The sequence below is a fragment of the Amycolatopsis silviterrae genome, assembly GCF_042684085.1.
GTDB lineage: Bacteria > Actinomycetota > Actinomycetes > Mycobacteriales > Pseudonocardiaceae > Amycolatopsis > Amycolatopsis silviterrae.
Genome location: NZ_JBHUKS010000018.1, coordinates 20,301 through 46,159, shown reverse-complemented (window position 1 = coordinate 46,159; position 25,859 = coordinate 20,301). Strand labels below are relative to the sequence as shown.

At 70.2% G+C, this 25,859-nt stretch carries 29 protein-coding genes; 20 read left to right on the top strand and 9 right to left on the bottom strand.

What is annotated here, in order from left to right; translation table 11 throughout:
- The first annotated feature begins 33 nt into the window (after positions 1-33).
- Both ACFSVL_RS25470 and ACFSVL_RS25465 read left to right on the top strand, forming a co-directional pair.
- On the top strand, positions 34-1,158 hold the full coding sequence (locus tag ACFSVL_RS25470) for an alkaline phosphatase family protein (protein ID WP_378308063.1): 1,125 nt from the start codon (positions 34-36) through the stop codon (positions 1,156-1,158).
- Between the two features lie 518 nt (positions 1,159-1,676).
- On the top strand, positions 1,677-1,982 hold the full coding sequence (locus ACFSVL_RS25465; protein ID WP_378308062.1) for a hypothetical protein: 306 nt from the start codon (positions 1,677-1,679) through the stop codon (positions 1,980-1,982).
- 631 nt (positions 1,983-2,613) lie between these two features.
- Here the strand turns inward: ACFSVL_RS25465 and ACFSVL_RS25460 are convergent.
- A complete protein-coding gene (locus ACFSVL_RS25460) occupies positions 2,614-3,138 on the bottom strand; it encodes a GNAT family N-acetyltransferase (RefSeq protein WP_378308061.1) in 525 nt (174 codons plus the stop codon).
- Between the two features lie 51 nt (positions 3,139-3,189).
- Between ACFSVL_RS25460 and ACFSVL_RS25455 the strand changes: the two genes are divergently transcribed.
- On the top strand, positions 3,190-3,942 hold the full coding sequence (locus ACFSVL_RS25455; RefSeq protein ID WP_378308060.1) for an alpha/beta fold hydrolase: 753 nt from the start codon (positions 3,190-3,192) through the stop codon (positions 3,940-3,942).
- Here the strand turns inward: ACFSVL_RS25455 and ACFSVL_RS25450 are convergent.
- On the bottom strand, positions 3,935-4,765 hold the full coding sequence (locus tag ACFSVL_RS25450; RefSeq protein WP_378308059.1) for a phosphotransferase enzyme family protein: 831 nt from the start codon (positions 4,763-4,765) through the stop codon (positions 3,935-3,937). The genes ACFSVL_RS25455 and ACFSVL_RS25450 overlap by 8 nt on opposite strands.
- 135 nt (positions 4,766-4,900) lie before the next feature.
- On the opposite strand from ACFSVL_RS25450, the gene ctaD reads away from it, so the two are divergent.
- The 4 genes from ctaD to ACFSVL_RS25430 all read left to right on the top strand — a co-directional run bounded on the left by ctaD (position 4,901) and on the right by ACFSVL_RS25430 (position 9,859).
- Positions 4,901-6,673, top strand: a complete 1,773-nt coding sequence (ctaD, locus tag ACFSVL_RS25445) for an aa3-type cytochrome oxidase subunit I (protein ID WP_378308058.1) — start codon at positions 4,901-4,903, stop codon at positions 6,671-6,673.
- Between the two features lie 738 nt (positions 6,674-7,411).
- Positions 7,412-8,641 (top strand): phosphoserine phosphatase SerB, encoded by a 1,230-nt coding sequence (gene serB, locus ACFSVL_RS25440; protein WP_378308057.1) that lies wholly within the window; start codon positions 7,412-7,414, stop codon positions 8,639-8,641.
- Positions 8,638-9,411: a peptidyl-tRNA hydrolase gene (locus tag ACFSVL_RS25435; protein WP_378308056.1), complete on the top strand. Its 774-nt coding sequence runs from the start codon at positions 8,638-8,640 to the stop codon at positions 9,409-9,411. The genes serB and ACFSVL_RS25435 overlap by 4 nt, the downstream gene beginning before the upstream one ends.
- 43 nt (positions 9,412-9,454) lie before the next feature.
- Positions 9,455-9,859 (top strand): OsmC family protein, encoded by a 405-nt coding sequence (locus ACFSVL_RS25430; protein WP_378308055.1) that lies wholly within the window; start codon positions 9,455-9,457, stop codon positions 9,857-9,859.
- A 120-nt stretch (positions 9,860-9,979) separates the two neighbouring features.
- Here the strand turns inward: ACFSVL_RS25430 and ACFSVL_RS25425 are convergent, their stop codons facing one another.
- The 3 genes from ACFSVL_RS25425 to ACFSVL_RS25415 all read right to left on the bottom strand — a co-directional run bounded on the left by ACFSVL_RS25425 (position 9,980) and on the right by ACFSVL_RS25415 (position 13,103).
- Entirely contained in the window at positions 9,980-10,312 is a 333-nt protein-coding gene (locus tag ACFSVL_RS25425; protein WP_009082506.1) for a hypothetical protein, read from the bottom strand.
- Positions 10,313-10,369: 57 nt separating this feature from the next.
- Positions 10,370-12,421, bottom strand: coding sequence for an ATP-dependent DNA helicase (locus ACFSVL_RS25420; protein ID WP_378308054.1), 2,052 nt, complete (start codon positions 12,419-12,421; stop codon positions 10,370-10,372).
- Between the two features lie 91 nt (positions 12,422-12,512).
- A complete protein-coding gene (locus tag ACFSVL_RS25415; RefSeq protein ID WP_378308053.1) occupies positions 12,513-13,103 on the bottom strand; it encodes a biotin transporter BioY in 591 nt (196 codons plus the stop codon).
- A 187-nt stretch (positions 13,104-13,290) separates the two neighbouring features.
- Between ACFSVL_RS25415 and ACFSVL_RS25410 the strand changes: the two genes are divergently transcribed.
- Complete coding sequence (locus ACFSVL_RS25410; protein WP_378308052.1) at positions 13,291-13,950, top strand: choice-of-anchor P family protein; 660 nt, start codon at positions 13,291-13,293, stop codon at positions 13,948-13,950.
- A gap of 32 nt (positions 13,951-13,982) precedes the next feature.
- Here the strand turns inward: ACFSVL_RS25410 and ACFSVL_RS25405 are convergent, their stop codons facing one another.
- Positions 13,983-14,558, bottom strand: a complete 576-nt coding sequence (locus ACFSVL_RS25405) for an isochorismatase family protein (RefSeq protein ID WP_378308389.1) — start codon at positions 14,556-14,558, stop codon at positions 13,983-13,985.
- 19 nt (positions 14,559-14,577) lie between these two features.
- Entirely contained in the window at positions 14,578-15,882 is a 1,305-nt protein-coding gene (locus ACFSVL_RS25400) for a nicotinate phosphoribosyltransferase (RefSeq protein ID WP_378308051.1), read from the bottom strand.
- 74 nt (positions 15,883-15,956) lie between these two features.
- On the opposite strand from ACFSVL_RS25400, the gene clpS reads away from it, so the two are divergent.
- Genes clpS through ACFSVL_RS25385 form a run of 3 tightly spaced genes read left to right on the top strand, consistent with a single transcriptional unit; the run spans position 15,957 to position 17,823 of the window.
- Positions 15,957-16,256, top strand: coding sequence for an ATP-dependent Clp protease adapter ClpS (gene clpS / locus ACFSVL_RS25395; RefSeq protein WP_067593947.1), 300 nt, complete (start codon positions 15,957-15,959; stop codon positions 16,254-16,256).
- Entirely contained in the window at positions 16,253-16,810 is a 558-nt protein-coding gene (locus ACFSVL_RS25390) for a DUF2017 domain-containing protein (protein ID WP_378308050.1), read from the top strand. Before clpS ends, ACFSVL_RS25390 begins: the two co-directional genes overlap by 4 nt.
- The gene (locus ACFSVL_RS25385) at positions 16,771-17,823 is read left to right on the top strand and encodes a P1 family peptidase (protein ID WP_378308049.1); all 1,053 of its coding nucleotides are present in this window, start codon (positions 16,771-16,773) and stop codon (positions 17,821-17,823) included. Before ACFSVL_RS25390 ends, ACFSVL_RS25385 begins: the two co-directional genes overlap by 40 nt.
- Here ACFSVL_RS25385 and ACFSVL_RS25380 read toward each other — a convergent pair.
- A complete protein-coding gene (locus ACFSVL_RS25380) occupies positions 17,807-18,178 on the bottom strand; it encodes a hypothetical protein (protein WP_378308048.1) in 372 nt (123 codons plus the stop codon). The genes ACFSVL_RS25385 and ACFSVL_RS25380 overlap by 17 nt on opposite strands.
- A gap of 81 nt (positions 18,179-18,259) precedes the next feature.
- Between ACFSVL_RS25380 and ACFSVL_RS25375 the strand changes: the two genes are divergently transcribed.
- The 3 genes from ACFSVL_RS25375 to ACFSVL_RS25365 all read left to right on the top strand — a co-directional run bounded on the left by ACFSVL_RS25375 (position 18,260) and on the right by ACFSVL_RS25365 (position 19,967).
- Entirely contained in the window at positions 18,260-18,667 is a 408-nt protein-coding gene (locus ACFSVL_RS25375) for a Mov34/MPN/PAD-1 family protein (protein WP_043827849.1), read from the top strand.
- A gap of 66 nt (positions 18,668-18,733) precedes the next feature.
- On the top strand, positions 18,734-19,012 hold the full coding sequence (locus ACFSVL_RS25370; protein WP_370934711.1) for a MoaD/ThiS family protein: 279 nt from the start codon (positions 18,734-18,736) through the stop codon (positions 19,010-19,012).
- 4 nt (positions 19,013-19,016) lie between these two features.
- Complete coding sequence (locus ACFSVL_RS25365) at positions 19,017-19,967, top strand: PLP-dependent cysteine synthase family protein (protein ID WP_378308047.1); 951 nt, start codon at positions 19,017-19,019, stop codon at positions 19,965-19,967.
- Positions 19,968-20,016: 49 nt separating this feature from the next.
- On the opposite strand, the gene ACFSVL_RS25360 is transcribed toward ACFSVL_RS25365, so the two are convergent.
- Positions 20,017-20,661, bottom strand: a complete 645-nt coding sequence (locus ACFSVL_RS25360; RefSeq protein ID WP_378308046.1) for a TetR/AcrR family transcriptional regulator — start codon at positions 20,659-20,661, stop codon at positions 20,017-20,019.
- 22 nt (positions 20,662-20,683) lie between these two features.
- On the opposite strand from ACFSVL_RS25360, the gene ACFSVL_RS25355 reads away from it, so the two are divergent.
- The 6 genes from ACFSVL_RS25355 (at position 20,684) to rdgB (ending at position 25,844) form a co-directional block, all read left to right on the top strand.
- The gene (locus tag ACFSVL_RS25355) at positions 20,684-22,006 is read left to right on the top strand and encodes an MFS transporter (protein ID WP_378308045.1); all 1,323 of its coding nucleotides are present in this window, start codon (positions 20,684-20,686) and stop codon (positions 22,004-22,006) included.
- Positions 22,007-22,137: 131 nt separating this feature from the next.
- Positions 22,138-22,824 (top strand): rhomboid family intramembrane serine protease, encoded by a 687-nt coding sequence (locus ACFSVL_RS25350; RefSeq protein WP_378308044.1) that lies wholly within the window; start codon positions 22,138-22,140, stop codon positions 22,822-22,824.
- On the top strand, positions 22,821-23,621 hold the full coding sequence (gene murI, locus ACFSVL_RS25345) for a glutamate racemase (protein ID WP_378308043.1): 801 nt from the start codon (positions 22,821-22,823) through the stop codon (positions 23,619-23,621). Before ACFSVL_RS25350 ends, murI begins: the two co-directional genes overlap by 4 nt.
- Positions 23,622-23,657: 36 nt before the next feature.
- A complete protein-coding gene (locus ACFSVL_RS25340; protein ID WP_378308042.1) occupies positions 23,658-24,425 on the top strand; it encodes an MBL fold metallo-hydrolase in 768 nt (255 codons plus the stop codon).
- Positions 24,426-24,462: 37 nt separating this feature from the next.
- Positions 24,463-25,239 (top strand): ribonuclease PH, encoded by a 777-nt coding sequence (gene rph, locus ACFSVL_RS25335; protein ID WP_378308041.1) that lies wholly within the window; start codon positions 24,463-24,465, stop codon positions 25,237-25,239.
- Positions 25,236-25,844 (top strand): RdgB/HAM1 family non-canonical purine NTP pyrophosphatase, encoded by a 609-nt coding sequence (rdgB, locus tag ACFSVL_RS25330; RefSeq protein ID WP_378308040.1) that lies wholly within the window; start codon positions 25,236-25,238, stop codon positions 25,842-25,844. Before rph ends, rdgB begins: the two co-directional genes overlap by 4 nt.
- Positions 25,845-25,859 lie beyond the last annotated feature (15 nt).

The window sequence follows — 25,859 nt, the reverse complement described above, 5'->3', positions numbered from 1 at the left end:
GCTGGCGGGCCGCGTTGGTGGGAAGCTGTCCGGGTGGATGTGCCCCAGTACGCGGATGTTCCGCACTTAGGCCAGGTCGTTCCCGCCCTGCTCGGCGCGCTGGGCGTGCCCGGGGAGGACGGCGGCCTGGCGTTGCCCGAAGCGCGCAGCGCCTGCGTGCTCCTCATCGACGGTCTCGGCTGGGAACTGCTCGCCCAGCACGCGGCCGACGCCCCCGTCCTCACCGAACTGGCCAGCCGCCCCTTGCGAGTCGGCTTCCCGTCGACCACCGCGGCCGGCGTCGCGGCGATCGGCACTGGCCTGGCCTCGGGCGAACACGGCATGGTCGGCTACACCTTCGAAGTGCCAGGAACCGGCGTAATGAACGCCCTGCGCTGGTGCTCCCACGAAGACGGCGGCGACCTACGCGGCACCCTGCCCCCACGCGACGTCCAACCCCTCCCGACGACCTTCGAACGCGCCGCCGCCGCCGGGATCGAGGCTGTGGTGGTGTCTTCAGCGCGTTTCGCCAACACTGCCTTGACTCAGGCGACCCAAAGCGGTGCCCGATATGCCGGCGTGCACGCGCTAGGCGACCTAGCCGCGCGCACCTTGGATACCTTGTCTTCGCGCGCGTTTTGCTATGCCTACCACAGTGAATTGGACCTGCTAGGCCACCTCTACGGCCCTGGATCGACGGCCTGGCGAATGCAACTCCGCCACGTAGATCGCCTAGTTGAGTCCATTGTGGACGACCTGCCCGCCGGTGCAGTCCTCGCGGTGGTGGCAGACCACGGAATGGTCACCGTCGAGGAGAAACTGAACCTGGAGGACACCCCAGAACTGCTAGCCGGAGTCCGCACTTTCGGCGGCGAGGTCCGCGCACGCCATGTCTACACCGAACCCGGCGCGACAGCCGACGTGGTCGCCGCGTGGCGCGAAGTGCTGGGCCCGCGGGCCTGGGTACTGCCACGCGAAGAGGCAATCGCGGCAGGTTGGTTCGGTGCCGCCGTGAGCGACCGAGTACGCCCCCGAATCGGCGACGTCGTCGCGGCGGCGACGGGCACGTTCGGGATGGTGCGCGAACTGGCTGAGGCCGTGGAGACCAGCCTGGTAGGCCAGCACGGCTCGTTGACGACGGCCGAGCAACTGGTTCCGTTGGCGATCGCGCGAGGCTGATCCGGTGCGGTGACGGAACCGGGATGTCTGGGTGGCGATGCCCGGCTCGTTGCGCTGGAACTGGTGGCAACGCCTGCGCTGCTGACGCTGGCGCCCCTCGGCCTGCGCTGCTGAGTCTGGCGGCGACGTCTGGTTCGCACCGCTGAGCCCTGGCGGCGGGCGGCACTCGGTTCGCACCGCTGAGCCCTGGCGGCGGGCGGCACTCGGTTTGTGCTGCTGAACCTGGCGGTGGTGGGCGATGGGCGGCAGTGCCGCCGACCCGGTCGGGCCCGCTCGCTGCTGCACCCAATGTGGCGTTGGGCGCATCTGACGCACCCAACGCCACATTGGGTGCGTCAGATGCACCGAGCGCCACGGGGGCGCACCGAACGCTGGTTGTCGCGCGCAGCCGCTTCATCGAGCCGTCGCGAGACATGGTTCGCCAGGCAGCCAGCCTGAGTTTCCCAGGCAGGCAGCCTGCACCGCGGGGTTCCAGGTGTGGCTGAGCTGCCCAGCCCAGGCCCAGTTACCGTGACTGCGTGCCCAGACGCAATCGACCCGGCCGAGGCCGTCCCGCTTCCGGCGAGCGACCGGATGCCGGTGCGGTCAGCGGATGGGCGCGCAGCGAATCCGGGCCCGACGGCGACTGGCTGGTGCGCACCGTGCCCGGCGCGCAGGCCGCCAAGACCTACCGTTGTCCCGGCTGCGATCACGAGATCCGGCCCGGCGTCCCGCACCTGGTCGTCTGGCCCGCGGACGAGACCGGCGGCGTCGCGGATCGCCGACATTGGCATCGGCCGTGTTGGGAGGCCCGGGCCCGTCGGCGGCCGCACCGGCGCTGGTGACGAGAAACCGTTACCGGGAAAGGGATTCCTTTCGCTTCGCCATCGCCTTCGCCATCGCCTTCGCCATCGTCGACCCCCGAAGCCGTCGCCTTGGCCGCAGCACTCGCGGTCGCCTGCAGTTGCCGGACTCCGATGTTGCCTGCAGGGACGGCACCAGCTGCCGCCCTTGGCCGTCGGCACCCGCTGTCGCCCGCGGCCATCGGACCCCGCTCCCGGTCGTGTCGCCAATGCCAGGACTTAAGCCGGGTGGCCTCAGCCTGCCGACCATCCATAAAGGACACCCGCTTCGGCGAAATGCCCGGTTAACGCCGGTGTGCCCGTTTCTTCAAGTCCGTGAGGGGAACCCTGGGGGAATCTGATTCCGTCAGGGTTGCCCTCACGGACGGCACGCCCAGTTCCCGCCGCCCGCGTCGCCCCCGACGCGAGCCAGCCCGGTCCGCCAGCCGCTTCGGCCTGGGCGAACACGCCTCAGCCGCACCCCATAACGCCGCCTTAAGCCCCTGGCATTGGGTCGTGTCGCCCTTTGGGGCCCTCGCTCCCGGCCGCCGCCATCGAAAAGCCCTCACCGCCGGAGAGCCCTCACCACCGGAAACGCTGTCACCACCGGAAAGCCGTCACCGTCGCAACACCGTCACCGCCGGAAATGCCGTGAAACCGCCCCCTCGTACTCCTCCTCCGCAAACCCCTCGAACCCCAGCTTCTCCACCACCCGCAGCGACGGCGTGTTCGTCACCGCGACGCTGATCAGCACCGGAATCGCCGCTATCTCCCGTTCCGCCCACTCCACCGCCGCCCGCGCCGCTTCGAACGCGTAGCCCTTGCCCCACGCCGACGGCCGGAAGCGGTACGCCAGATTCAGCACCTTCTCGCCCCGGAACTCGCGGTTCCGGACTCCGGTCATGCCGATCACGTCCGACCCGTCGGCGGCTTCCGGCCTGCCGCGCTCCCGGACCGCCAGGTACCCGTAGCCGAACTCCGCCCAGTGTTCGAGCCAGCTGTCGAACATCACCAGCGTGGTCGCGGTGTCCGGCGGACGCGGGTTGTACCGGTTCGTCTCCGGGTCGCTGTGGATCTCCACCACCGCCTGCCGATCAGCCTCTACGAAGTGCCGCAGCACCAGCCTTTCCGTCACGATCTCTGTCACGCCCCCGACCATAACGACGGGGTCCGACAAAAATCGCGGCAAAAAACCGCGACAATCTCCGCCATGACCGAACTGCCGTTGGTGCTCCTGCACGCCTTCCCGCTCGACGCCCGCATGTGGGACCCGGTCCGCGCGCCGCTCGCGGAACGTTTCCGGGTCATCACGCCTGACCAGCGCGGCCTCGGCCGGAGCCCGTTGCCAGAGACGCCGGAGACCGAGGCCGAGACCGAACCAAGCCTGGCCGACGCCGCCCGCGACGTCATCGCGCTCCTCGACAAGCTCGAACTCGATCAGGTGGTTCTCGGTGGCTGTTCGATGGGCGGCTACCTCGCGATGTCCGTCCTGCGCCAAGCTCCCGAGCGCGTCGGCGGGCTCATCCTCATCGACACCAAAGCCACCGCGGACACCCCCGAAGCCGGGCAGACCCGGCTGGACGTCGCGAATCGCGCCGAAGCCGAAGGCGTCAAGGGCTGGCTGGCCGACGGAAACCTGCCGAACCTGCTCGCGGACACCGCTTCCGCCGACGTCTCCACGCGCGTGCGCGAGTTGATCGACGAGCAGCCGCCGTCCGGGGTCGCCTGGGCGGCGCGGGCGATGCGCAACCGGCCCGATTCTGTCGACCTGCTGCGCGAAACCGACGTCCCGGCGCTGGTCATCGTGGGGGAGCGCGACGCGATTACGCCGCTCGACGCCGCCAACACCATGGTTGAAGCGCTGCCCGACGCGACCCTCGCCGTCCTTCCCGAAGTCGGGCACCTGACGCCGTTGGAGGACCCGGCTGGCGTGGTTGAAGCGATCCTCGGCTGGCTCAGCTGAAGTACTCGGCCGCTGCAGCCCGCGCTTCGTCTAGCCGGTGCGGGAAACGCTGCGCGATCAGAAACCGCCACGCCACCACGAAGAGCGAGCGAAGCTGTGTACACGTCGCGAGGACGGCTTCGTCCGCTTCGCGCGGGTACGCGGCGAGGAACTCCGGTCCGCCTTGTCGCGCCAGGATCGCCAGGTCCCATTCGAGCGGTCCGCGCCAGGTGTCCTCGAAATCGAGCCAGCACGGGCCGCCGGCGGTTTGGATGAGGTTGCCGGGGTGGGCGTCGCCGTGGAGGGCCTGGCCGGGACCGGACGGCAGCAGTGCCGCGAGCCGTTCGGTTTCCGCGCGGATCCGGTCGGCGAAGCCGTCCAATACCTCGCTGTTGCGGGCGACGGCGGTCAGGAGTTCGTCGACCGGTCCGCGGGAAGGCAGTTCGCCGGGGTAATCGCGCAGCGCGGCATGGACCCGGGCCAGGGATCCGGCGGTCTCGTCCGGGGTGTGCCGATGGTCCGGATCGTGCGGGGTCCAATGCCAGAGCGTGACCGGCAATCCTTCGGCGAAATGCGGTCCGGCCGGGGGATCCGAAGCCGGTGAGACGACGCGCACACCACGTTCGGTGAGGTAGGCCGAAAGGGCGACATCCCGTTCGAGCCACGCCGTCGCGTCCGGCCGCAGCAGCCGCGTGGTCGCCGGGACCCGCGCGACGACCGGACCCATTCTCACCAGCACGTTCGAGCGCTCGTGGAGGACCTCGGCGGCACCTGTCGGAAGGCTGAACCGGCGGCCGACCGAGAGTGCGGCCGAGACCGCCGCGGCGCGGTACGGGTCGGTCATGCGGTGATCTAACCAGCCGGTGCGAGCGACTGTCGGTACCGAGGGCTACGATCCCCTTAACCGCCCGGATCAGGCCCGCCTGAGCCCGAGCGCCCCGAAGTTGACCACCACAAGGTTGCAGTGTTGGAGGCAGGAGTGACGGCCGTAGCCCCCAAGCCGATCGCGACGCGCCCGTATCCCGCGCGCGAGACGGCAAAGGGTTCGTACCTGCTGCGGTTGTTCCGCACGACGGACCACAAGCAGATCGGGATCATGTATCTGGTCTCGTCGTTCGCCTTCTTCATGATCGGCGGCGCGATGGCCATGCTCATCCGGACGGAGCTGGCCCAGCCCGGGCAGCAGTTCCTGTCCCAGGAGCAGTACAACCAGCTGTTCACCATGCACGGCACGGTGATGCTGCTGCTGTACGCGACGCCGAGCCTGTTCGGGTTCGCGAACTTCATCCTGCCGCTGCAGATCGGTTCGCCGGACGTGGCGTTCCCGCGGCTGAACGCGTTCTCCTACTGGCTGTTCCTGTTCGGCAGCCTGATCGTGCTGTCCGGCTTCCTGACGCCCGGCGGCGCGGCCGACTTCGGCTGGTTCGCGTACACGCCGCTCTCGGACGCCATCCACTCGCCCGGCGTCGGTGCCGACCTGTGGATCGCCGGCCTGGCGGTGTCCGGTCTAGGCACGATCCTCGGTGCGGTCAACATGATCACCACGGTGGTCTGCCTGCGCGCGCCCGGCATGACGATGTACCGGATGCCGATCTTCACCTGGAACATCCTGATCACGAGCATCCTGATCCTGCTCGCGTTCCCGATCCTCACCGCGGCCCTGTTCGGCCTGATGGCGGACCGGCACCTCGGCGCCCACGTGTTCGACCCGGCCAACGGCGGGGTGATCCTGTGGCAGCACCTGTTCTGGTTCTTCGGCCATCCAGAGGTCTATATCGTCGCGCTGCCGTTCTTCGGGATCGTGTCGGAGATCTTCCCGGTCTTCAGCCGCAAGCCGGTGTTCGGCTACAAGGGCCTGGTCTTCGCGACGCTGTCGATCGCGGCGCTGTCGGTGGCGGTGTGGGCGCACCACATGTACGCGACCGGCGCGGTCCTGCTGCCGTTCTTCTCCTTCATGACGTTCCTCATCGCGGTCCCGACCGGCGTGAAGTTCTTCAACTGGATCGGCACGATGTGGAAGGGCCAGCTGTCCTTCGAGACGCCGATGATCTTCTCGATGGGCTTCATCGTCACGTTCCTCTTCGGCGGTCTGACCGGCATCATGCTGGCCGCGCCCGCCATCGACTTCCACGTGTCGGACAGCTACTTCGTGGTGGCGCACTTCCACTACGTCCTCTACGGCACGATCGTGTTCGCGACCTTCGCCGGCATCTACTTCTGGTTCCCGAAGATCACCGGCCGGATGATGGACGAGAAGCTCGGGAAGTGGCACTTCTGGACCACGTTCATCGGCTTCCACACCACGTTCCTGGTGCAGCACTGGCTCGGCGCGGAAGGCATGCCGCGGCGGTACGCGGACTACCTGGCCAGTGACGGGTTCACCACGCTGAACACGATCTCCACGATCGGCGCGTACATCCTCGGGGCGTCCACGCTGCCGTTCATCTGGAACGTGTTCAAGAGCTACCGGTACGGCGAGATCGTCACGGTCGACGACCCGTGGGGCTACGGCAACTCGCTCGAGTGGGCCACGTCCTGCCCGCCGCCGCGGCACAACTTCACCGAGCTGCCCCGGATCCGCTCCGAGCGGCCCGCGTTCGAGCTGCACTACCCGCACATGGTGGAGCGCCTGCACGCGGAAGGCGAGATCGGCTTCTTCGGCAAGCAGAAGCACGTCGCGGCCCCGTCGCAGAAGCTCGTGGACGCCACCATGCCGGGCGACCACAGCAAGGACAACGCGAGCGAGCAGTAACGCCGCTCGGAAGAAGTACAAGGCGCGTGCCCGGTCGGTGTTTCCCGGCCGGGCACGCGCCGTTTTCGCGTCCGGGGGGCGGCGGCGGGAGTGGCTCGGCGAGGCGTTAGGGCGGTGGGGTGGCTGTGCCGGTGGGGGTGGTCGTGAGTGGCAATCCCGGTTAGAACCGGGATTGCCACTCACGAGACCCGACCAACTACCTCACCGCAGGCCCGCTTACGGTTGCCCGTCCGCCGTCCGCCGTCCGCCGCGCCTGGCCCGCTCCCGCGCGCTGGCCCGCCGTCCGCGCCGTGCGTGGCCTGGCCCCAGCCGACTCCGGTCGCTCTCGCGCCCTGGCCCGCCGTCCGCGCGGCGCGTGGCCTGGCCCCAGCCGACTCCGGTCGCTCTCGCGCCCTGGCCCGCCGTCCGCGCGGCGCGTGGCCCGGCCCCAGCCGACTCCGGTCGCTCTGGCGCCCCGGCCCGGTGCCGCCAGCGCCGCGCCTGGCCGATCCCAGCCGACTCCGGTCGCTCCCGCACCCCGGACCCGGCACCGCCCGCCGTCCTCCCCGGCCGCCCAGCCGCCGCTCCGCACTCGCCGCTACCCCGCCCGCACCGCCCCCGCATCGCCCGTTCGTGGCGTCCGCGGTGTGAAGCACGGCACGGGGACGTTCTGCCCGCCGCCGCGGGAGGCCAGACTGGGCGTGCCGACTCGCCGTGGCCTAAGCGTCGGTGCCGAGACGAACGAGGGATACCGAACCAGTGAGCCAGACTCCCGTCCTCATCACCACGACCGGTCCCGACAAGCCCGGGGTCTCGTCCGTGTTGTTCGCCGTGCTGACGCGGCACGACGTGGACGTGCTCGACATCGAGCAGGTGGTCATCCGCGGGCAGCTCGTGCTCGGCGTGCTCGCCGGCGTCTACCGCGATCCGGAGGGGCTGCAGGAGTCCGTCGAGCAGGCGATGGCGACCGTCGGCATGGAGGTCGAGGTCCGGATCGGCGACGCGATCGGGGCGGATCCGTTCGCGCTCGGGCGGCGCGATTCGTCGCACGTGCTCGTGCTGCTGGGGCGGCCGGTGACCGCGCGGGCGTTTTCCGAGATCGCGCGGCGGCTGGCGGCCGTCGGGGCGAACATCGACTCGATTCGCAGCGTCGCCGACTATCCGGTGACCGGGCTTGAGCTGTACGTCTCCGTGCGCGAAGACACCGAAGCGGCCGACGCCGAACTCCGGTCCATGCTGGCCGACGCGGCGTCCGAGGCCAATGTTGACGTCGCCGTCGAGCGCGCGGGCATCACGCGCCGGGCGAAGCGGCTGGTGGTTTTCGACGTCGACTCCACGCTCGTGCAGGGCGAGGTCATCGAGATGCTCGGCGCGTATGCCGGGGTCGAGGAGCAGGTCCGCGAGATCACCGACGCCGCGATGCGTGGCGAGCTGAACTTCGCGGAGTCGCTGGAGCGGCGGGTCTCGCTGCTGGCCGGGCTGCCCGCCAGCGTGATGGACGACGTCGCGGCGAAGCTGGAGCTGACTCCGGGGGCGCGCACGACCGTCCGCACGCTGAAGCGCATGGGCTTCCGCTGCGGCGTCGTGTCCGGCGGATTTACCCAGGTCATCGACCATCTCGTGGAAGACCTTGGCCTCGACTTCGCGGCGGCCAACGAGCTGGAAGTCGTGGACGGGAAGCTCACCGGACGCGTCGTCGGCGACATCGTGGACCGCGCGGGCAAGGCGACCGCGCTGCGCCGGTTCGCTGGTGAGTACGGGATTCCGCTGGGTGCGTGCGTCGCGGTCGGCGACGGGGCCAATGACATCGACATGCTGGCCGCGGCCGGGATGGGCGTCGCGTTCAACGCGAAGCCCGCGCTGCGGGAGGTCGCCGACACCGCGCTCTCGCACCCGTACCTCGACGCGGTGCTGTTCGTCCTCGGCGTCACGCGCGCCGAGGTCGAGGCGGCGGACGCGGCCGACGGGCTTGAGCTGGCCCGCCCGTGAACCCGTTGCTCGAACCGCTGCGCAGCCGGTACGCCTCGTGGCTCGGTCTCCCCGCTGAAGACACGTCGGACACCTCCGACGAGAACCCGGACGAGGTCCGCGCGATGCCGATCATCCTGCGGATCGAACGTGCCGAACCGCCGGGCCGCACCGCGCTGCTCGAAGCGGCGGCCGCGGCGGCGCTGGCGGTATGCCTGGACGAACGCGCCGAGCCCGGCGGCGAATGGGCCGAGCCGGTGCACGCGTGGCTCGACAACCGCATTCGCAAGGTCGCGCGGCGAGCCCGTGGCGCGCACTGGCAGGCGGTGCTCGACCAGCCGGGGATCACCATCGAGGTCGACGGCGCGGAGGCACGGGCGCTCGTGCCCGGGCTGGTCAAGGAGGCGCCGAAAGAGGTCTCGCGGCTGCAGATCTCCGGCAGCGAACTGCCTGCCGACACCCCGGGCCCGGCCCCAGCCGACGTGCCGCTGCTGATGCTGAACCCGGACGTCCCGATGACCGTCGGCAAGGCGTCCGCGCAGGTCGGGCACGCCACGATGATCCTCGCGTCGCTGCTGCCGGACGCCGAACTGGCGGCCTGGGCGGCGAAGGACTACCGGGTCGCGGTGCGGACGCCCAGCCCCGGCCGGTGGAAGGAGCTGTGCCCGATCGACGACCCGGAGGCGGGCTGGCGCGACAACCGCGTGATCGCCGTCCGCGACGCGGGATTCACCGAGGTCGACCCCGGCACGATCACCGTGCTGGCGCAGCAGCCCGGAACATCGGCGTGACCGGCGCGGTTGGGGCCAGTATCAGGCGAGGGAAGGTGTCCGGATGACTCTGGAAGTACAGCGCGAAGGCAAGCACAGCTTCGTCGGCCGCAACGAACGCGGTGCTGAGGTGCGGTTGGGGCGAGCCGGCGCGGAGGGCGCGTTCTCGCCGTCGGAGCTGCTGCAGATCGCGACCGCGGGCTGCTCGGCGGTCACCGCGGAGGAGCTGATCACCCGCCGGGTCGGCGAGGACTCGAAGTTCCGCGTCGCGGTGTCGGCCGACCGGCGTGAGGGCGCGTCGGAGCTGGACGCGGTGCACGTGGACTTCGACGTGGACGTGTCCGGACTGGACGAGAAGCAGCGGGAGGCGCTGGCCGGAGCAGTCGACCGCGCGATCGAGCGGCTGTGCACGGTGCGCCGGACGTTGACGAAGGGCATTCCGGTGACGGAGACCTTCCCGGCCGCTTGAGCCGGGGCAGCAGGGTCGCCTCGCGCGCACGGTCACCGACCTGCCGCGGGCGACCCCGTCCACGCCGCTCTTCTTGCCCGGCGAGCATTCCCGCCCGCACCCGCCGTCAGCGAACGACGCTCAGCTTTGCCACACCACGTACGCCTGGTCGGCGTCCGTGGTCATCGCCTCGATGAACTTCTCGTTGTCGAAGCCGGGCAAGGTCTGCAGGCGCTCGATGAGGGCGTCCGCGGCCGGGTCGCCGCTCGGGACGGCGGTGCCTTTGCCGTCGTTGCCGACGAGCATGAAGAAGACGTCTTCGTTCCAGGGGCCGTCCGGGATGACTCTCACCATGACGGATTGCAGTTCCGACCACGTCACAGCTTCTTCGCTGCCATCGGCGAGCCGGCGCCGTACCCCGGTGTCGTCAACACTGACGGTCCGGGATTGTGCGCTGGACGAATCCTGGGTCAACGGTGCTCCCTGTCGTGTTCGTTCCACTCACCGTACCCGCCTGTCCCGTGCCGTCGGTCAGGCGGGCGCGGCCGCGTCGAGTCGCTTCAGTGCGTCCCGGGCGACCTGCGGGTCTGTGGTGGGCCAAAACGGCGGCAGCGACGCGCGCAGGAAACCGCCGTAACGTGCGGTGGCCAGGCGGGAATCCAGCACGGCCACCACGCCGCGGTCGGTGACCGAACGGTGCAGCCGTCCGGTGCCCTGTGCCAGCAGCAGCGCCGCGTGCGTCGCGGCGACGGTGAGGAATCCGTTGCCGCCCCTCGCTTCCACCGCGCGCTGGCGAGCGGAGGACACCGGATCGTCCGGACGGGGGAACGGAATCCGGTCCACCACCACGAGTTGCAGCGACGGGCCCGGCACGTCCACGCCCTGCCACAGCGTGAGCGTGCCGAACAGGCAGGTGCGCGGGTCCTCGGAGAACTGCCGCACCAACAACGGCGTGGCGTCGTCGCCCTGGCAGAGGATCGGGTGGTCGAGCCGTTCCCGCATCGCCTCCGCGGCCTGTTTCGCCGCGCGCATCGAGGAGAACAGGCCGAGCGTGCGGCCGCCCGCCGCTTCCACAAGTCCGGCCAGTTCGTCCATTGTGGACTCAGCGAGGCCGTCCCGGCCCGGCGGCGGCAGGTGCTTGGCCAGGTAGAGGATGCCGTTGCGGCGGTGGTCGAACGGCGATCCGACGTCGAGCCCGGTCCACTTCGGGCCGGTGTCCTCGTCTGACGGCGCTTCCTTGTCGGTGGCCGTGCCCGGCGACTTCGTGACGCGCGCGCCGCTCGGTGGGAGGCCCCATTGCCGTGCCATCGTGTCGAATTCGCCGCCGAGGGTGAGCGTCGCCGAGGTCAGCACGGTGGTGTGCTGGTTGAACACGCGCTCCCGCAACAGCCCAGCGACGCCGAGCGGCGCGACCTTCAACGCCGGTGGCCGCGGGTTCGCCGAGTACTTGTCGCCGGTCAGCCAGACGACGTCGCGCTGGTGTGCCAAATCCTCGTCGTACGCGTCGAGCAGCCGCACCGCGGTGTCGTGCACTTCTTCGAGCAGCGACCGCGCGAGCTTGCGCGCGGTGGCCTCCCCGACGTCTTCCTTGCGGTCCGAGCCCAGCGCGGTGAGGCATTCCTTCGCCGCGTCGCGCACCGCCGGGATCGCGCCCTGCAACGGCTTCGGCAGCGCGTCGAGCCGTCCGGCCGGGATGTCGTCGAGGATCAGCGCGAGCCCGTCGGACGATTCCAGCAGCCGGTCCGCGATGCCCGCGTCCATCAGCTTTCCGCAGCGGCGCGCGGCGGCCGACACCATCGCGCTGGTGAGTTCGCCGGTGGCGACCGAGGTGACCCGGTCGACCAGGTCGTGCGCCTCGTCGATGATCACCAGGTCGTGGTCCGGCAGCACCTGGTAGCCCTGCAGCGCGTCGATGGCCAGCAGCGCGTGGTTGGTGACCACGACGTCGGCGCGGCCTGCCTCGGCTCGCGCGCGTTCGGCGAAGCAATCGGTGCCGACCGGGCACTTCGCGGCACCGAGACATTCCCGCGCGGTGACGGAAACCTGCCGCCACGCCTGGTCGGACACGCCGGGCACCAGCTCGTCGCGGTCGCCGGTTTCGGTGTCCGACGTCCACTCGTGCAGCCGGGTGACTTCCTTGCCGAGCCGGGACACCGCGAACGGGTCGAACAGCTGCGCGTCGTCGGGCTCGTCGGCCGGGCCGGTGTCGAGCCGGTGCAGGCACAGATAGTTGCGGCGGCCCTTGAGGATCGCGAAGGTCGGTTCGCGCCCGAGCGGCTTCTTGAGCGCCTTCGCCAGGCGCGGGAGATCACGGTCGACCAGCTGGCGCTGCAACGCGATGGTGGCGGTGGAAACCACGACGGTGGTGTCTTTCTCCACCGCGTGCCGGATCGCGGGAACCAGGTACGCCAGCGATTTGCCGGTACCCGTTCCCGCTTGCACGGCGAGGTGTTCGCCGGTGCGGATGGCGTGGCCGACGGCATCGGCCATCTTCACCTGGCCGGGGCGTTCAGCGCCGCCGACAGACTCCACCGCGTGGGTGAGGAGTTCGAGGACGCCGGGGAAATCGGTTCGGGCGGGCACAGCGAGACACGATAGCCGCCGGGTCCGACAGGATCTTCGATCCGGCGCGAACGGACCCCTCGCGCCGGATCGAAGCTCCCGGAAATCCGGCTCAGTCTTCCTTGCGGAACCGCGAAACCGCGGCCCACGCGAGCGGCAGCACCCCGGCCGCGACGACGGTCTTCAGCACGTCACCCACGAGAAACGGCGTGACGCCCTTGTCGAAGGCGGTGGCGAGATCGAACCCGGTGACGGCCATCAGCCACGGCACGCCGAACGCGTAGATCGCGAGGTTGCCGAGCACCATGGTCCCCGCCGTGCGCAGCGGAGTGCGGTCGCCGCCGCGACCGGCCAGCGCGCCCACGAGCGCACCGGCGAACACGAACCCGACGATGTAGCCCGCCGAGGCTCCGGACAGCCCGGACGTCCCGCCCTGGAACCACGGCACGCCGGCCGCGCCGACGAGCAAGTACAGCAGCATCGAGGCGGCGCCGCGGCGCATCCCGAGCGTCGCGCCGACGAGCAGCGCGGCGAAGGTCTGGCCGGTCATCGGCACCGGAGTGCCCGGAAGCGGGATGATCAGCTGCGCGGCCGCGCCGGTGAGCACGGCTCCGCCGGCGACCAGCGTCAGGTCGCGCACCAGGGTGCCGGGCACGAGGTCGGCCAAAACCTGACGGCGGCCGGCGAGGGACAGTGACGACACGGGACCTCCAACCACGGAAAATGGACGTCCGGGCAGGTTATCGTCGAGCGAGGGGACGGAACGAGACAAGTTGCGTTCCTCACCACCCCTGTCTTGCGCCACACGTACGGGTGAGCTGTTTCGGACGACGTTTGGGACCCCCTCCGCGCTGCCGATGTCGAAGCACGGGCGAAGGGAGACAGGTCGAATGCGCGGACGGATCCTGCTGGTCACCGGGGTTCTGCTGGCGGCGGCACCGGTGGTGGCGCACGCCGATCCGCCGGTCACGTCCACCGGATGGGGTTCCGCCGGAAGCCTCGACGTGCTGGTGGACCACGAACACGTCGTCACCGGGGAGCTGGCGCGCTGCGACGCGGATGGGCCGACGTCCGAGCGCACCACCGGCGGCGCGGCGGGCGAGGCCGCGGTGTTCGGTTTCGGCGGCACCACCTGCGAGCGCAAGGGCCCGGTCGCGAAGGTGCAGGCCGGCGGGCAGCGGTTCGAGTCCGACCTGCTCACGCGATACGGCGGGCCGGAGCTGAAGGTGCGCACGTACTCGGTCGGATGCGCCACCACGACGGATTCGGGCGCTACCGGGTCGATGTCGATCGGCGAGGTTTCCGGCTTCAAGGTGCCGTCGTCGATCCCGGCGAACTACCGCGTCACGATCCCCGGCGGCGCGGCGGGCACGGCGCTGGCCACGATCACGCTGAACGAGACCGTGACGCCGCAGCCCGCCGACGGCAGCCTGGTCACGCACGCGGTGCACGTGAAGCTGTTCCCGCAGGGCGGTCCGGCTAGCGGGGACATTTACCTCGGGACGGCGGCGTGCAATCCGTACGGCAAGGGTGGTGCGCCGGTCTCGTGAGTGGCAATCCCGGTTCTAACCGGGATTAGCACTCACGAGCGCGGCAGGGCGGGCGTGCCGGTGTAGCGCACGCCTGCCTCGTCGAAGTCCTTCAGCGTCGCGTCCACCGTCGGCTGCGAACCGCCGACCGTCAGGTCCAGCAGCACCTGCACGTTGAACCCGGCCTGAGCGGCGTCGAGGGCGGTGGCGCGTACGCAGAAGTCAGTCGCGATGCCGACCACCTCGACGTCGGTCACCTCATGCGCGCGCAGCCAGTCCTCGAGCGTCTTGCCGTCGCCGGACTTGCCCTCGAAACCGGAGTACGCAGCGGTGTACTCGCCCTTCGAGAAGACCGCCTCGACCGGCACCACGTCCAGCTCCGAGTGGAACGACGCGCCCGCCGTGCCCGCGACGCAGTGCGGCGGCCAGCTGGTGTTGAAGTCGGGCGTGTCGCTGAAGTGGTCGCCCGGGTCGATGTGGTGGTCGCGGGTGGCCACGATGTGCGTGTAGCCGCCCTCGGCCATCCGCCGCGAGATGGCGGCCGCGGCAGCCGCCCCGCCCGGCAGGCCGAGCGAGCCTCCCTCGCAGAAGTCGTTCTGCACATCCACCACGATCAGCGCGGTCCCCATGTTCGGCACAGTCGGCTCCCTACAGAAAAGTCGTCGGTATCGCGGGCTCGCCGTGCGAGAGCTTGAGGCCCTCCCACGGCAGGCTCACCTGCGCGCGCCGCAGGCGGGCACGCGCGTCGTCCAGCGTGGGCAGATCATCCACCGGCGCGCCGTCTCGCACCAGAGGGATCTGCAGGTCGAGATCGTTCTCGCCGGCCTCGGGGCGGCTTCCGGCGGCGGTCCAGACCACTTCCTCGACCGCCGTGCCGGTGCTGCGGTGCCGCCGAAGCGCGTGCTTGCGCCCGCCCCGGGATTCCTTGTGCGCACTGCGTTTCGCGACCGGTCGGCCGTCGACCTCGACCAGCTTGTACACCATCCCGGCGGTCGGCGCGCCGGATCCGGTGACCACCGAGGTGCCGACGCCGTACGCGTCCACCGGTTCCGCGCGCAGCGCCGCGATCGCGTGCTCGTCGAGGTCGCCGGACACCACGATCCGGGTGTCCTTCGCGCCGAGCGAGTCGAGCTGGTCGCGGGCCTTGCGGGCGAGCGGGCCGACGTCGCCGGAGTCGATCCGGACCGCGCCCAGCTCCGGGCCGGCGACGCGCACGGCCGCCTCGATGCCCGCGGTGATGTCGTAGGTGTCCACCAGCAGGGTGGTGTCCGCGCCCATCTTGCTGACCTGAGCGCGGAACGCGGCTTCCTCGCTGTCGTGCAGCAGCATGAACGCGTGCGCGACGGTGCCGCGAGTGGGGATTCCGTAGCGGCGGCCGGCTTCGAGGTTCGACGTGGTGGCGAATCCGGCCAGGTAGGAGGCGCGCGCGGCGGCGACCGCGGCGTACTCGTGCGTGCGCCGTCCGCCCATCTCGATGATCGGCCTGCCGTGCGCCGCGCCGGACATCCGCGCGGCCGCCGACGCGATCGCGCTGTCGTGGTTGAGGATCGACAGCACCAGCGTCTCCAGCACCACCGCTTCGGCGAAGCTGCCGGTCACGGTGAGGATCGGCGAGCCGGGGAAGTACAGGTCGCCTTCGCGGTAGCCGTCGATGTCGCCGCGGAACTCGTAGTCGGCGAGCCACGCCAGCGTTTCCGGGTCGACGACCGCGGTCTGCTCCAGCATGGTCAGCTCGGCGTCGGTGAACCGGAAGTCGGCGATCGCGTCGAGCACCCGCGCGGTGCCCGCGACGACGCCGTAGCGGCGGCCGTCGGGAAGCCGCCGCGCGAAGACCTCGAACACGCACGGCCGTCCGGCCGTCCCGTCCGCGAGCGCGCTCGCCAGCATGGTCAGCTCGTAGTGGTCGGTGAGCAGCGCCGTGCTGGCGCTGGTGACCGGCTCGGGGGAACCCATGGGAGCAGCCTATTCACTCACATGGACGGACCTGGCGCGGCGTACCGGGATGGCCCCGTGACACCATGGTGTGCATGTCCACGCCTGTCGCATCCGAACAGACGCAGGTCGATCCACTCGGGGCCGAGCTGGCCGAATCCGACCAGCCCTGGCGGACGATCGTCTGGAACGACCCGGTGAACCTGATGTCGTACGTGACGTACGTCCTGCAGAAGCTGTTCGGCTACAGCCGGGACCACGCCACGAAGCTGATGCTCGACGTGCACAACAAGGGCAGGGCGATCGTGTCGTCCGGTTCGAAGGAGAAGGTGGAGACCGACGTGGCGAAACTGCACGCGGCGGGCCTGTGGGCGACCATGGAACAGCCCTCGTGAAGGCCTGGCGGCGCAAGGGGGACGCCATCCTCGCCGGGTTCGAACAGCAGGAGGCCGCGGTGCTGCGCGGGCTGGTCGGGCAGCTGGAGGACATGCTCACCGCCAGGGCCGAGGAGGCCCCGCAGGACGAACTGGCCGAGCTGACCGGGATCCGCACCGGGCCCGCCGAATCGCCGGACGACCCGGTGCTGTCGCGGCTGCTGCCGGACTTCCACCGGCTCGACCCGGACAACCCGAGCCGCGAGGACATCGATTCGGCGGCGGCGATGCGGTCGCTGCACGAGCCGGAGCTGCTGGAGAAGAAGGTCGGCGTCGCGAAGATCGTGCTCGACACGCTCCCGCGCGACGGCGGTTCGGTGAAGCTGTCGTTCGAGCAGGCCGACGCCTGGCTCGGCGCGCTGAACGACGTCCGGCTCGCGCTGGGCACCGCGCTCGACGTCACCGAGGACATGCCCGACGAGCTGCCCGAAGACGACCCCCGGGCGCCCCATCTCGGCGTCTACCATTGGCTCACATGGGTGCAGGAGACGCTGATCCAGGCGCTGACCGGCTGACCGGCGGGAAAATCACCGACGTCCCCGGCGTGCTCGTAGGCCACCACCACCGGCTCGGCGACGGCTGGGCCACCGGAACCACGGTCGTGCTCGTGCCGGACGGCGCGACCGGCGCGGTCGATCAGCGCGGCGGCGCGCCCGGCACGCGCGAAACCAACCTGCTGGAGCCGGAAAACCTGGTGCAGCGCGTGAACGCGGTCTGTCTTTCCGGCGGAAGCGCGTACGGGCTCGCGGCGGCGGACGGCGTGATGCGGTGGCTGTCCGAACGCAATCTCGGGTTTCCGGTCGGCGCGAAGCCGCATGAGGTGGTGCCGATCGTGCCCGGGGCGGTGCTGTTCGACCTGCCGCGCAGCGAATGGGGCAACCGGCCGAGCGCCGATTTCGGTTACGCCGCTTGCGAAGCAGCCGGGGAGCCGGTCGCGATGGGCACCGTCGGCGCGGGTTCCGGCGCGGTCGTCGGTTCGCTCAAGGGCGGTATCGGGACGGCGAGCGAGGTCGTCGGCGAGGTGACGGTCGGCGCGATCGCCGCGGTGAACGCGGCGGGCGAGGCGGTGGATTTCGCGACGGGGCGGGCGTTCGCGGGCGATCATGAGGTGGACGGCGAGTTCGGCGTCCGCTGGCCGGATCGGCCGGGCGAGGTGCCGGGGCAGCGGACGGATCTGAACACCACGATCGGTGTGGTGGCTTGCGACGCGACGCTGACGAAGGCCGAGGCGCGCCGGCTGGCGGTCGCCGCGCAGGACGGGCTGGCCCGTGCGGTGCGTCCGGCGCACTCGATGTTCGACGGGGACACTGTGTTCGCGCTGGCGACGGGCGCGCGGGAGCTGCCGGGGGAGCCCGGGTCGTTCGCGGTGGCGGCGCGAGCGGGCGCGTTGGACGCGCTGTGCGCGGCGGCGGCGCGGGTGTTCGCGCGGGCGATGGTGCACGGGCTGCTGTCGGCGACCTCCGCGGCGGGCGTCCCGGCTTATCGGGATGTGTGGCCGGAGGCGCTGAGCGTCAGAACGGGTCCTTAGGCAGGGCGTCCTCGCTGCGTTCGAGGTCGGCGGCGCGCACGACGGCCACGTACTCCTCGTCGATCTCCAGCACCAGGTCGCCGAACGACACGGTCGGCCCGAGCGACGGATGCGTGTCCACCGGGCCCAGTTCGGTCGACCTCGGCAGTTGCTGCCACACCGAAACCGGCTTCCACCGGCGGAAAGTGCTGCAGGCGAGCACCGTCACGTGCCGGTCGGTGACCACGACGAGGAAGTTCCGGTGCGCGGCCATCATCGTCACCATCAGCGATGTGGCGGGGAACACGTACTGGACGACGTCGCCCTCGGCCAGCAGCGGACGGCAGCGTTCGCGGATCTTCGAGGACACCGGCATCCCGTTATTGTGCCCTGACCTGCGGATGAGCGGTAGCTCTCACAGTGTGGACTCGTTCGGTCCACGAACTAAGATGTCCGTGTGCTCCGGATCCGCCGTGAACTCGTCGACGAGATCGTCGCCCACGCCCGCCGTGACCACCCCGACGAAGCGTGCGGGGTGGTGGCCGGTCCTGCCGGCTCGGACCGTCCCGAGCGGTTCATCCCGATGCTGAACGCGGCGCGCTCGCCGACGTTCTACGAGTTCGACTCGGGCGACCTGCTCAAGCTCTACCGGGAGATGGACGCGAACGACGAGGTCCCGGTGGTGATCTACCACTCGCACACCGCGACCGAGGCCTATCCGTCGCGCACCGACGCGAACATCGCCGCCGAACCTGACGCGCACTACGTGCTCGTCTCGACAAGAGAGCCCGATTCGCACGAGTTCCGCTCGTACCGGATCGTGGACGCCGAGATCACCGAGGAGCCGGTCGAGATCCTCGACTGAGCGTCCCGGAATAAAGCGCGGCGTCCGATACGTCAGCGTGTAGGAACCCACCCGGAGGTAGAAACCATGGCCGTCACCGTCTCCATCCCGACCATCCTGCGCACCCACACCGGCGGCGAGAAGTCCGTCGAGGCGGCGGGCAAGACCGTCCTCGAGATCATCGACGACGTCGAGTCGCGGCACGCCGGGCTGAAGGCGCGCCTGGTCAAGGAGGAGAAGCTGCACCGCTTCATCAACGTCTACGTCAACGACGAGGACGTGCGCTTCTCCGGCGGGCTCGACGCCGAGGTCAAGGACGGCGACACCCTCACCATCCTGCCCGCCGTCGCGGGCGGCGCGCGCTGAGCCGGTGACTCGCTACGAGTCCCTCCTCGACGCGCTCGGCGGCACGCCGCTGGTCGGACTGCCCCGGCTGTCCCCGACCGACGAGGTGCGGCTGTGGGCGAAGCTCGAGGACCGCAACCCGACCGGCTCGATCAAGGACCGGCCCGCGCTGGCGATGATCGAGGCGGCCGAACGGGACGGCATCCTGCGGCGCGGGTCCACGATCCTCGAACCGACCTCGGGCAACACCGGGATTTCGCTGGCCATGGCCGCGAAGCTCAAGGGCTACGGCCTGGTGTGCGTGATGCCGGAGAACACCTCGGCCGAACGCAAGCAGCTGCTGCAGGCGTACGGCGCGCGGATCGTGTTCTCGCCGGCCGCGGGCGGTTCGAACGAGGCCGTGCGGCGGGCCAAGGAGCTGGCGAAGCAGAACCCGGACTGGGTGATGCTCTACCAGTACGGCAACCCGGCCAACGCGGACGCGCACTACCGCGGAACCGGCCCGGAGCTGCTGAAAGACCTGCCGACGGTGACGCATTTCGTCGGCGGGCTCGGCACGACCGGGACGCTGGTGGGGGTGGGGCGCTACCTCCACGAGGTCAAGCCGGACGTCCAGGTCATCGCGGCCGAACCGCGGTACGGCGAGCTGGTGTACGGCCTGCGGAACCTCGACGAGGGGTTCGTGCCGGAGCTGTACGACGAGAGCGTGCTCAACGGGCGCTATTCGGTGGGGGCGTACGACGCCCTCCGGCGCACGCGGGAGCTGCTGGAACACGAAGGAATTTTCGCCGGGATCTCCACCGGCGCCGTGCTGCACGCGGCGCTGGGGGTCGCGGAGAAGGCCGCCGCCCGGGGCGAGAAGGCGGACGTCGCGTTCGTCGTCGCGGACGCCGGGTGGAAGTATCTGTCGACCGGCGCTTACTCCGGGTCGCTGGACGAAGCGGCAGAACGGCTTGACGGTCAGCTCTGGGCCTGACCGTCCGTGAAGGGAACCCTGAGGGACTCTGATTCCCTCAGGGTTCCCCTCACGGCAGTAAACCCAGCACGAGTGCGCGTACGCCTCGTTCGTAACTGTCTTGTGCGGTAAGGGTTTCCCAGCGCGTCCCGATCTGGGTCAGCGTGGGGAATTCCGTCGCGTCCAGATTCGCGAACACCTGCTCGCGGTAGGTGCCGCCGCCCTCGTCCCGTCGCCGCGCGGCCGCCGCGCGTGAGCTGATCTCGCCCAGCGTGTAGTGCCACACCGCTCGGTAGACCCCCACCGCCGCTTCCGTCGGCAGCCCGGCTTTTACCGCCGCCGCAACGATTTTCTCCGGATACCACAGCCCGCCGACCGACAGCAGGTCGTCGGAGCGCAGGACGTCCACGATCCACGGGCAGCTCGCCAGCCCGTCCCGCATCGCCGTCGCGACCGCCACGATCCGCTCGCCCGGTTCGCCGGGGAGGTTCTCCGGCCGAGGCATCTCGCGCTGTGCGTAGTCGTCGAGCAGCAGCAGGAGCAGACCCTCTTTGTCGCGCACGTGGTGATACAGCGCCATCGCCGTGCTGCCGACCTCGCGAGCCAGCCGGCGCATGGTCAGCCCGGCGACGCCGTCCTCCTCGATGACTCGGTGGGCGGCGGCCACGATGTCGGCCTTCGAGATCTTCGGCGGTCGGCCGGTGCGCGCTGGCATGTCGCCATGCTACTTTTTATACATGTATAAAAACTACTGGGGGACGGTCGCCGCGCTGGCGTTCGCGGTGGCGGTCGGGACGTTGCAGATGACCGTGGTGGTGCCGTTGCTGCCGCAGCTGCAGGTAAAGCTGGGGGTGCCGCTCAGTTCGGTGTCATGGGCGCTGACCGCGGGGCTGCTGGCGGGCGCGGTCGCGATTCCGCTGGTCGCCCAGCTGGGCGACCTGTACGGCAGGCGCACGATGTCGCTGGTCGTGCTCGGATTGCTGGTGGTGGGATCAGTGCTGGGGGCGGTGGCCGGGTCGCTGCCGTTGCTGGTCGTCGGCCGGATCCTGCAGGGGACGGCCGCGCCGCTGCTTCCGCTGGCGATCGGGCAGGTCCGGACCGTGTTGCCGGCCCGGTCGCTGCCGACTGCGATCGGCATTCTGAGCGCGACGATCGGCGCGGGCAGCGGTGGCGGAATGATCCTCGCGGGGCTCGCCGGCGGCGATCATCAGACGGTGTTCTGGGTGCTGGCGGCGCTGGGCGTGGTGGCGTTCGTGCTGGTCGCGGCGGTTCGGGAGGACCGGGCGGCCGCCGTCCGGAGCGGTGCGCCGGATCTGCTGGGCGCGGTGCTGGTGTCGGGGTGGCTGATCTGCCTGCTGCTGGCGATCAGCAAGGGTTCGGAATGGGGCTGGGCGACCGTCGGACTGCTGGTCGCGGCCGTGGTGCTGGCGGCGGTGTGGGTGGTGACAGCGCGGCGGACGAAGACGCCGCTGATCGAGATTCCGATGCTGCTGCACCGAAAGACGGTGGGCGCGACGGTGGCGTCGTTCCTGCTCGGCTTCGCGTTGTTCGCCACGATCATGACGCTTTCGGCATACGCGCAGGGCGTGCTCGGCGCGTCGGTGCTGCAGGTGGGGCTCTATCTCCTGCCGACGACGATCTTGATGCTGGTGGTTTCCGTGCTGGCTGGTGCGCTGATGCGCCGCTTCAGCGCGCCCGCGCTCGTCGCCGGCGGTTCGGCGGTGGTGCTGGTGGCCGCGTTGTGGCTGACGTCGTTGCCGGGGGACGGGCTGGGGCTGTACGCCGTCGCTGCGGTGCTGGGGCTGGGCATCGGGCTCGGTTATGCCGCGCTGGGGACGATGGCGGTCGAGCACGTCGAGCCCGCGAAGACGGCCGCGGCGGGCGGGATCAACGCGCTCGTCCGGGTAGTGGGCAGCAGTCTCGCCGGAGCGGTTGGCGCGGTGGTGCTGTCGGCAGGCGGTCCAGGATGGAGCTTCGGGGTGGCCGCGGCGGCGGCGCTGCTTTCCGCGTTGTTCGCCGCTGGCTATGGAAACTTGCTCCGGAAGCCTGCAATGGCTTGAGCCGCGGTCCGTGAAGGACTCCTTGAGGGAATTAGATTCCCGGAAGGAGTCCTTCACTGCAGGTCACCCAGGGGCCAAGTTCAGGGATTTCTCCCGAGGCCGTCCGGCCAGCACCGACGTAGCCTGAGGGCGTGAGCACACTGCCTCCCCTCCCGCCGACGTCGCCGCCGCCCGCTGCCGGCAGCGGCAAGCCGGTCGACGTCGCGAAGCGCATCCTGCCGCCCAATCCCAAGGCCGCGGCTTTCGTCGCGCTGGGGTTTGTCGCGGTGCTGTACCTCGTGGAACTGCTCGACGTGATCCTGCCGGGCAAGTTCACCGACGGCGGGATCCTGGCCCGGCACGCGTCCAGTCTCGACGGCATTCTCTGGGCGCCGATGCTGCACGCGAACTGGTCGCACCTGTTCTCCAACACGGTGCCGGTGCTGGTGTTCTCGTTCCTCGCGATGGCTGGCGGGATCGGCCGGTTCGCCGTGGTCACGGCGATCATCTGGGCGGTTTCCGGGATCGGGGTGTGGCTGGTCGGGCCGTCGGACGCCTACACGGTCGGCGCGTCCGGGCTCGCCTTCGGCTGGCTCGCGTACCTGCTGGTGCGCGGCCTGTTCCACCGGTCGCTCGCGCAGATCGCGGTCGCGGTCGTGCTGCTCGGGATCTGGAGCGGGATGCTCTGGGGCCTGCTGCCCGGCAACCCCGGCATCTCCTGGCAGGGCCATCTCTTCGGCGCTCTGGCCGGCATCCTCGCCGCGTGGCTGACCTCACGCGGGGAGCGCGTCAAATCCCCGAAGATCGAGCCGACGACGCCGGGTAATCTCGGGGTGTGAGTTCTCCCGGCGCGCCCATCGGTGTTTTCGACTCCGGCGTCGGCGGGCTCACCGTCGCACGGTCGATTCTCGAACTGCTGCCTGCTGAACAGTTGCGCTATGTCGGCGACACCGCGCGCAACCCGTATGGCCCGCTGCCCATCGCCACCGCGCGCGAGTACGCGTTGTCCGCTCTCGACGACATGGTCGAGAGCGGGGTGAAGGCGTTGGTGATCGCGTGCAATACAGCGTCTGCGGCCTGCCTTCGCGACGCGCGCGAACGCTACGACGTACCCGTCATCGAGGTTGTGCTTCCGGCTGCGCGTCGGGCCGCCGTTGCCACACACAGCGGGCGCGTCGGCCTTATCGGCACCGAGGGCACAGTGCGTTCGAGGGCATACGACGACGCCTTCGCCGCCGCGCCGGACGTACGCCTCACCAGTGTCGCCTGCCCGCGCTTCGTGGACTTCGTGGAGCGCGGCATCACGACCGGCCGACAGATCCTCGGTCTGGCGCAGGGTTACCTGCAGCCGTTGCTCGAAGCCGAAGTCGACACGCTCATCCTCGGCTGCACGCACTATCCGCTGCTGTCCGGCGTACTGCAGATCGTGATGGGGCAGGACGTCACGCTCGTCTCGAGCGCCGACGAAACCGCCAAGGACCTTTACCGCGTGCTGACCGAACTAGACCTGCTCGCCGAGCGTGACGAGCCGCCGCGGCACGAGTTCCTCGCCACCGGCTCGCCGGAGCCGTTCGCCCGCTTGGCGCAGCGGTTCATGGGCTTCGCGCCCGGTGCGCTTGCCCCGGTCAGCGCGTGACGCTGCGGCAGCGCCTAGCGGAGTTAGGGTGACGGGGTGCGACTGACGATCCTCGGGTGTTCGGGCAGCATTCCCGGGCCGAACGCCGCCGCGTCCGGATACCTCCTGGAGGCGGAGGGCTACCGGCTCGGGCTTGAGCTGGGCACCGGTGCGTTCGCCCAATTGCAGACCGTCCTGGATCCGTTCGACCTCGACGCACTCGTCCTTTCGCACCTGCACGCCGACCACTGCGCCGACGTCAACTCGCTGACAGTGCTTCGCCGCTATCACCCCGCGCCGCCGTACCCGGCGCGGCCGCGCCAGCTGCCGCTGTACGCACCGGCTGAAGCCCCTTCACGCCTCGCGCACGCGTACGCAGCTGACGCGGCCGAGCGTGCCGCCGCGGATCTGTCGGACGTGTACGAGTTCCACGAGCTGCGCGAAGAGACCATCGAGATCGGGCCCTTCGACGTCACCGCGGTCGCGGTGCACCACCCGACTCCGGCGTTCGGCCTACGTATCGCGTACGGAGGCAGCATCCTCGCGTACACCGGCGACACCGGAATCTGCCGCGGCCTGGGCGAGCTAGCCGACGGCGTCGATGTCCTGCTTTCCGAAGCGTCCTGGACCGATGCCGCCGACCGTCCGCAAGGCGTGCACCTCTCCGGCAAGGAAGCCGGCGAACTGGCCAAAGAGGCTGGTGTCGGCCGTCTTCTGCTCACCCACATCGCCCCGTGGACCGACCGCAACGCCGTCCTCGCCGAGGCCAAGGCCGTGTTCCCGGACGCCGAACTGGTGACCCAAGGCGCGGTCTACGACCTCTGATCGGAAACTGTCGGGGGGACGTCCTAGAGTGCTCCTCGTGGCTAGAAAAGATGGCAGGAACGACGACCAGCTCCGCGAAGTGAAGCTCACCCGCGGGTTCCAGAAGTGGCCTGCCGGGTCGGTGCTCGTCGAGTTCGGCAACACCAGGGTGCTGTGCGCGGCGAGCGTGACCGAGGGCGTGCCGCGCTGGCGGGCCGGCTCCGGGCTCGGCTGGGTCACCGCGGAGTACGCGATGCTCCCGTCCGCGACCAACACCCGCGGCGACCGGGAAGCGGTCAAGGGCCGCATCGGCGGCCGGACGCACGAGATCTCCCGGCTGATCGGCCGCTCCCTGCGCGCCTGCATCGACCTGGCCGCGCTCGGCGAGAACACCATCGTCATCGACTGTGACGTGATCCAGGCTGACGGCGGCACCCGCACCGCGGCGGTCACCGGCGGCTACGTCGCACTGGCGGACGCGATCACCTGGCTGGGCGCGGCGAACCGCTTGAACGACCCGCAGCCGCTGTCGTCCTCGGTGGCGGCCGTGAGCGTCGGCGTCGTCGATGGCCGGGTGCGCCTTGATCTGCCGTACGAGGAAGACTCGCGTGCCGAGGTCGACATGAACGTGGTCGCCACCGACGCCGGAACCCTCATCGAGGTGCAGGGGACGGGTGAGGGAGCCACCTTCGCGAGGTCCACTTTGGACACCATGCTGGACCTGGCGCTGGCCGGCTGCGCGGACCTGACGCGCCTGCAGAACGAGGCGCTGGCGCTCCCGTACCCGGGCGAGCTGCCGGAACCGCGTCCGGACAAGAAGAAGGGCCAGAAGTGACCAAGCTGCTGCTGGCCACCCGGAACGCGAAGAAGCTGGGCGAACTGCGCCGGATCCTGGAGGCGGAGGGCATCCAGGGCATCGAGGTAGTGGGCCTGAACGACGTCGAGGAGTTCCCGGAGGCCCCGGAAACCGCCCCCGACTTCGAGGGCAACGCGGAGGCCAAGGCGCGCGACGCGGTGGCCGCCACCGGCCTGCCCGCGGTCGCGGACGACTCGGGCCTGACCGTGGACGCGCTGAACGGCATGCCGGGAGTCCTTTCCGCCCGCTGGTCCGGCAAACACGGCGACGACGAGGCAAACCTCAACCTGGTGCTGGCACAGCTGACGGACACCCCCGACGAGCGCCGGGGCGCGGCCTTCGTCTGCGCCGCCGTGCTGGCCCTCCCCACCGGCGAGACCACCACGGTCCGCGGCGAATGGCGGGGCTCGCTGACCCGGGAAAAGCACGGCACCAACGGTTTCGGCTACGACCCGATCTTCATTCCGGAAAACGAAACCAGGACCAGCGCGGAACTGGATCCGGCGGAAAAGGACGCCGCCTCCCACCGAGGCAAAGCACTGCGCGCCCTTCTGCCCGCCCTGCGCAAAATAGCCGCCTCGTAACCGCGGCTTGACGGA

What these genes read in the sequence shown, in the direction of transcription:
- ACFSVL_RS25455 (WP_378308060.1), top strand. Translation starts at nt 3,190, where the DNA reads ATGACCGAACTGCCGTTGGTGCTCCTGCACGCCTTCCCGCTCGACGCC.
- ACFSVL_RS25405 (WP_378308389.1), bottom strand. Translation starts at nt 14,558, where the DNA reads ATGGGGACCGCGCTGATCGTGGTGGATGTGCAGAACGACTTCTGCGAG.
- ACFSVL_RS25400 (WP_378308051.1), bottom strand. Translation starts at nt 15,882, where the DNA reads ATGGGTTCCCCCGAGCCGGTCACCAGCGCCAGCACGGCGCTGCTCACC.
- ACFSVL_RS25370 (WP_370934711.1), top strand. Translation starts at nt 18,734, where the DNA reads ATGGCCGTCACCGTCTCCATCCCGACCATCCTGCGCACCCACACCGGC.
- ACFSVL_RS25430 (WP_378308055.1), top strand. Translation starts at nt 9,455, where the DNA reads ATGACTCTGGAAGTACAGCGCGAAGGCAAGCACAGCTTCGTCGGCCGC.
- ACFSVL_RS25355 (WP_378308045.1), top strand. Translation starts at nt 20,684, where the DNA reads ATGTATAAAAACTACTGGGGGACGGTCGCCGCGCTGGCGTTCGCGGTG.
- clpS (WP_067593947.1), top strand. Translation starts at nt 15,957, where the DNA reads ATGTCCACGCCTGTCGCATCCGAACAGACGCAGGTCGATCCACTCGGG.
- ACFSVL_RS25385 (WP_378308049.1), top strand. Translation starts at nt 16,771, where the DNA reads ATGGGTGCAGGAGACGCTGATCCAGGCGCTGACCGGCTGACCGGCGGG.
- ACFSVL_RS25360 (WP_378308046.1), bottom strand. Translation starts at nt 20,661, where the DNA reads ATGCCAGCGCGCACCGGCCGACCGCCGAAGATCTCGAAGGCCGACATC.
- ACFSVL_RS25460 (WP_378308061.1), bottom strand. Translation starts at nt 3,138, where the DNA reads ATGGTCGGGGGCGTGACAGAGATCGTGACGGAAAGGCTGGTGCTGCGG.
- ACFSVL_RS25380 (WP_378308048.1), bottom strand. Translation starts at nt 18,178, where the DNA reads ATGCCGGTGTCCTCGAAGATCCGCGAACGCTGCCGTCCGCTGCTGGCC.
- ACFSVL_RS25410 (WP_378308052.1), top strand. Translation starts at nt 13,291, where the DNA reads ATGCGCGGACGGATCCTGCTGGTCACCGGGGTTCTGCTGGCGGCGGCA.
- ACFSVL_RS25450 (WP_378308059.1), bottom strand. Translation starts at nt 4,765, where the DNA reads ATGACCGACCCGTACCGCGCCGCGGCGGTCTCGGCCGCACTCTCGGTC.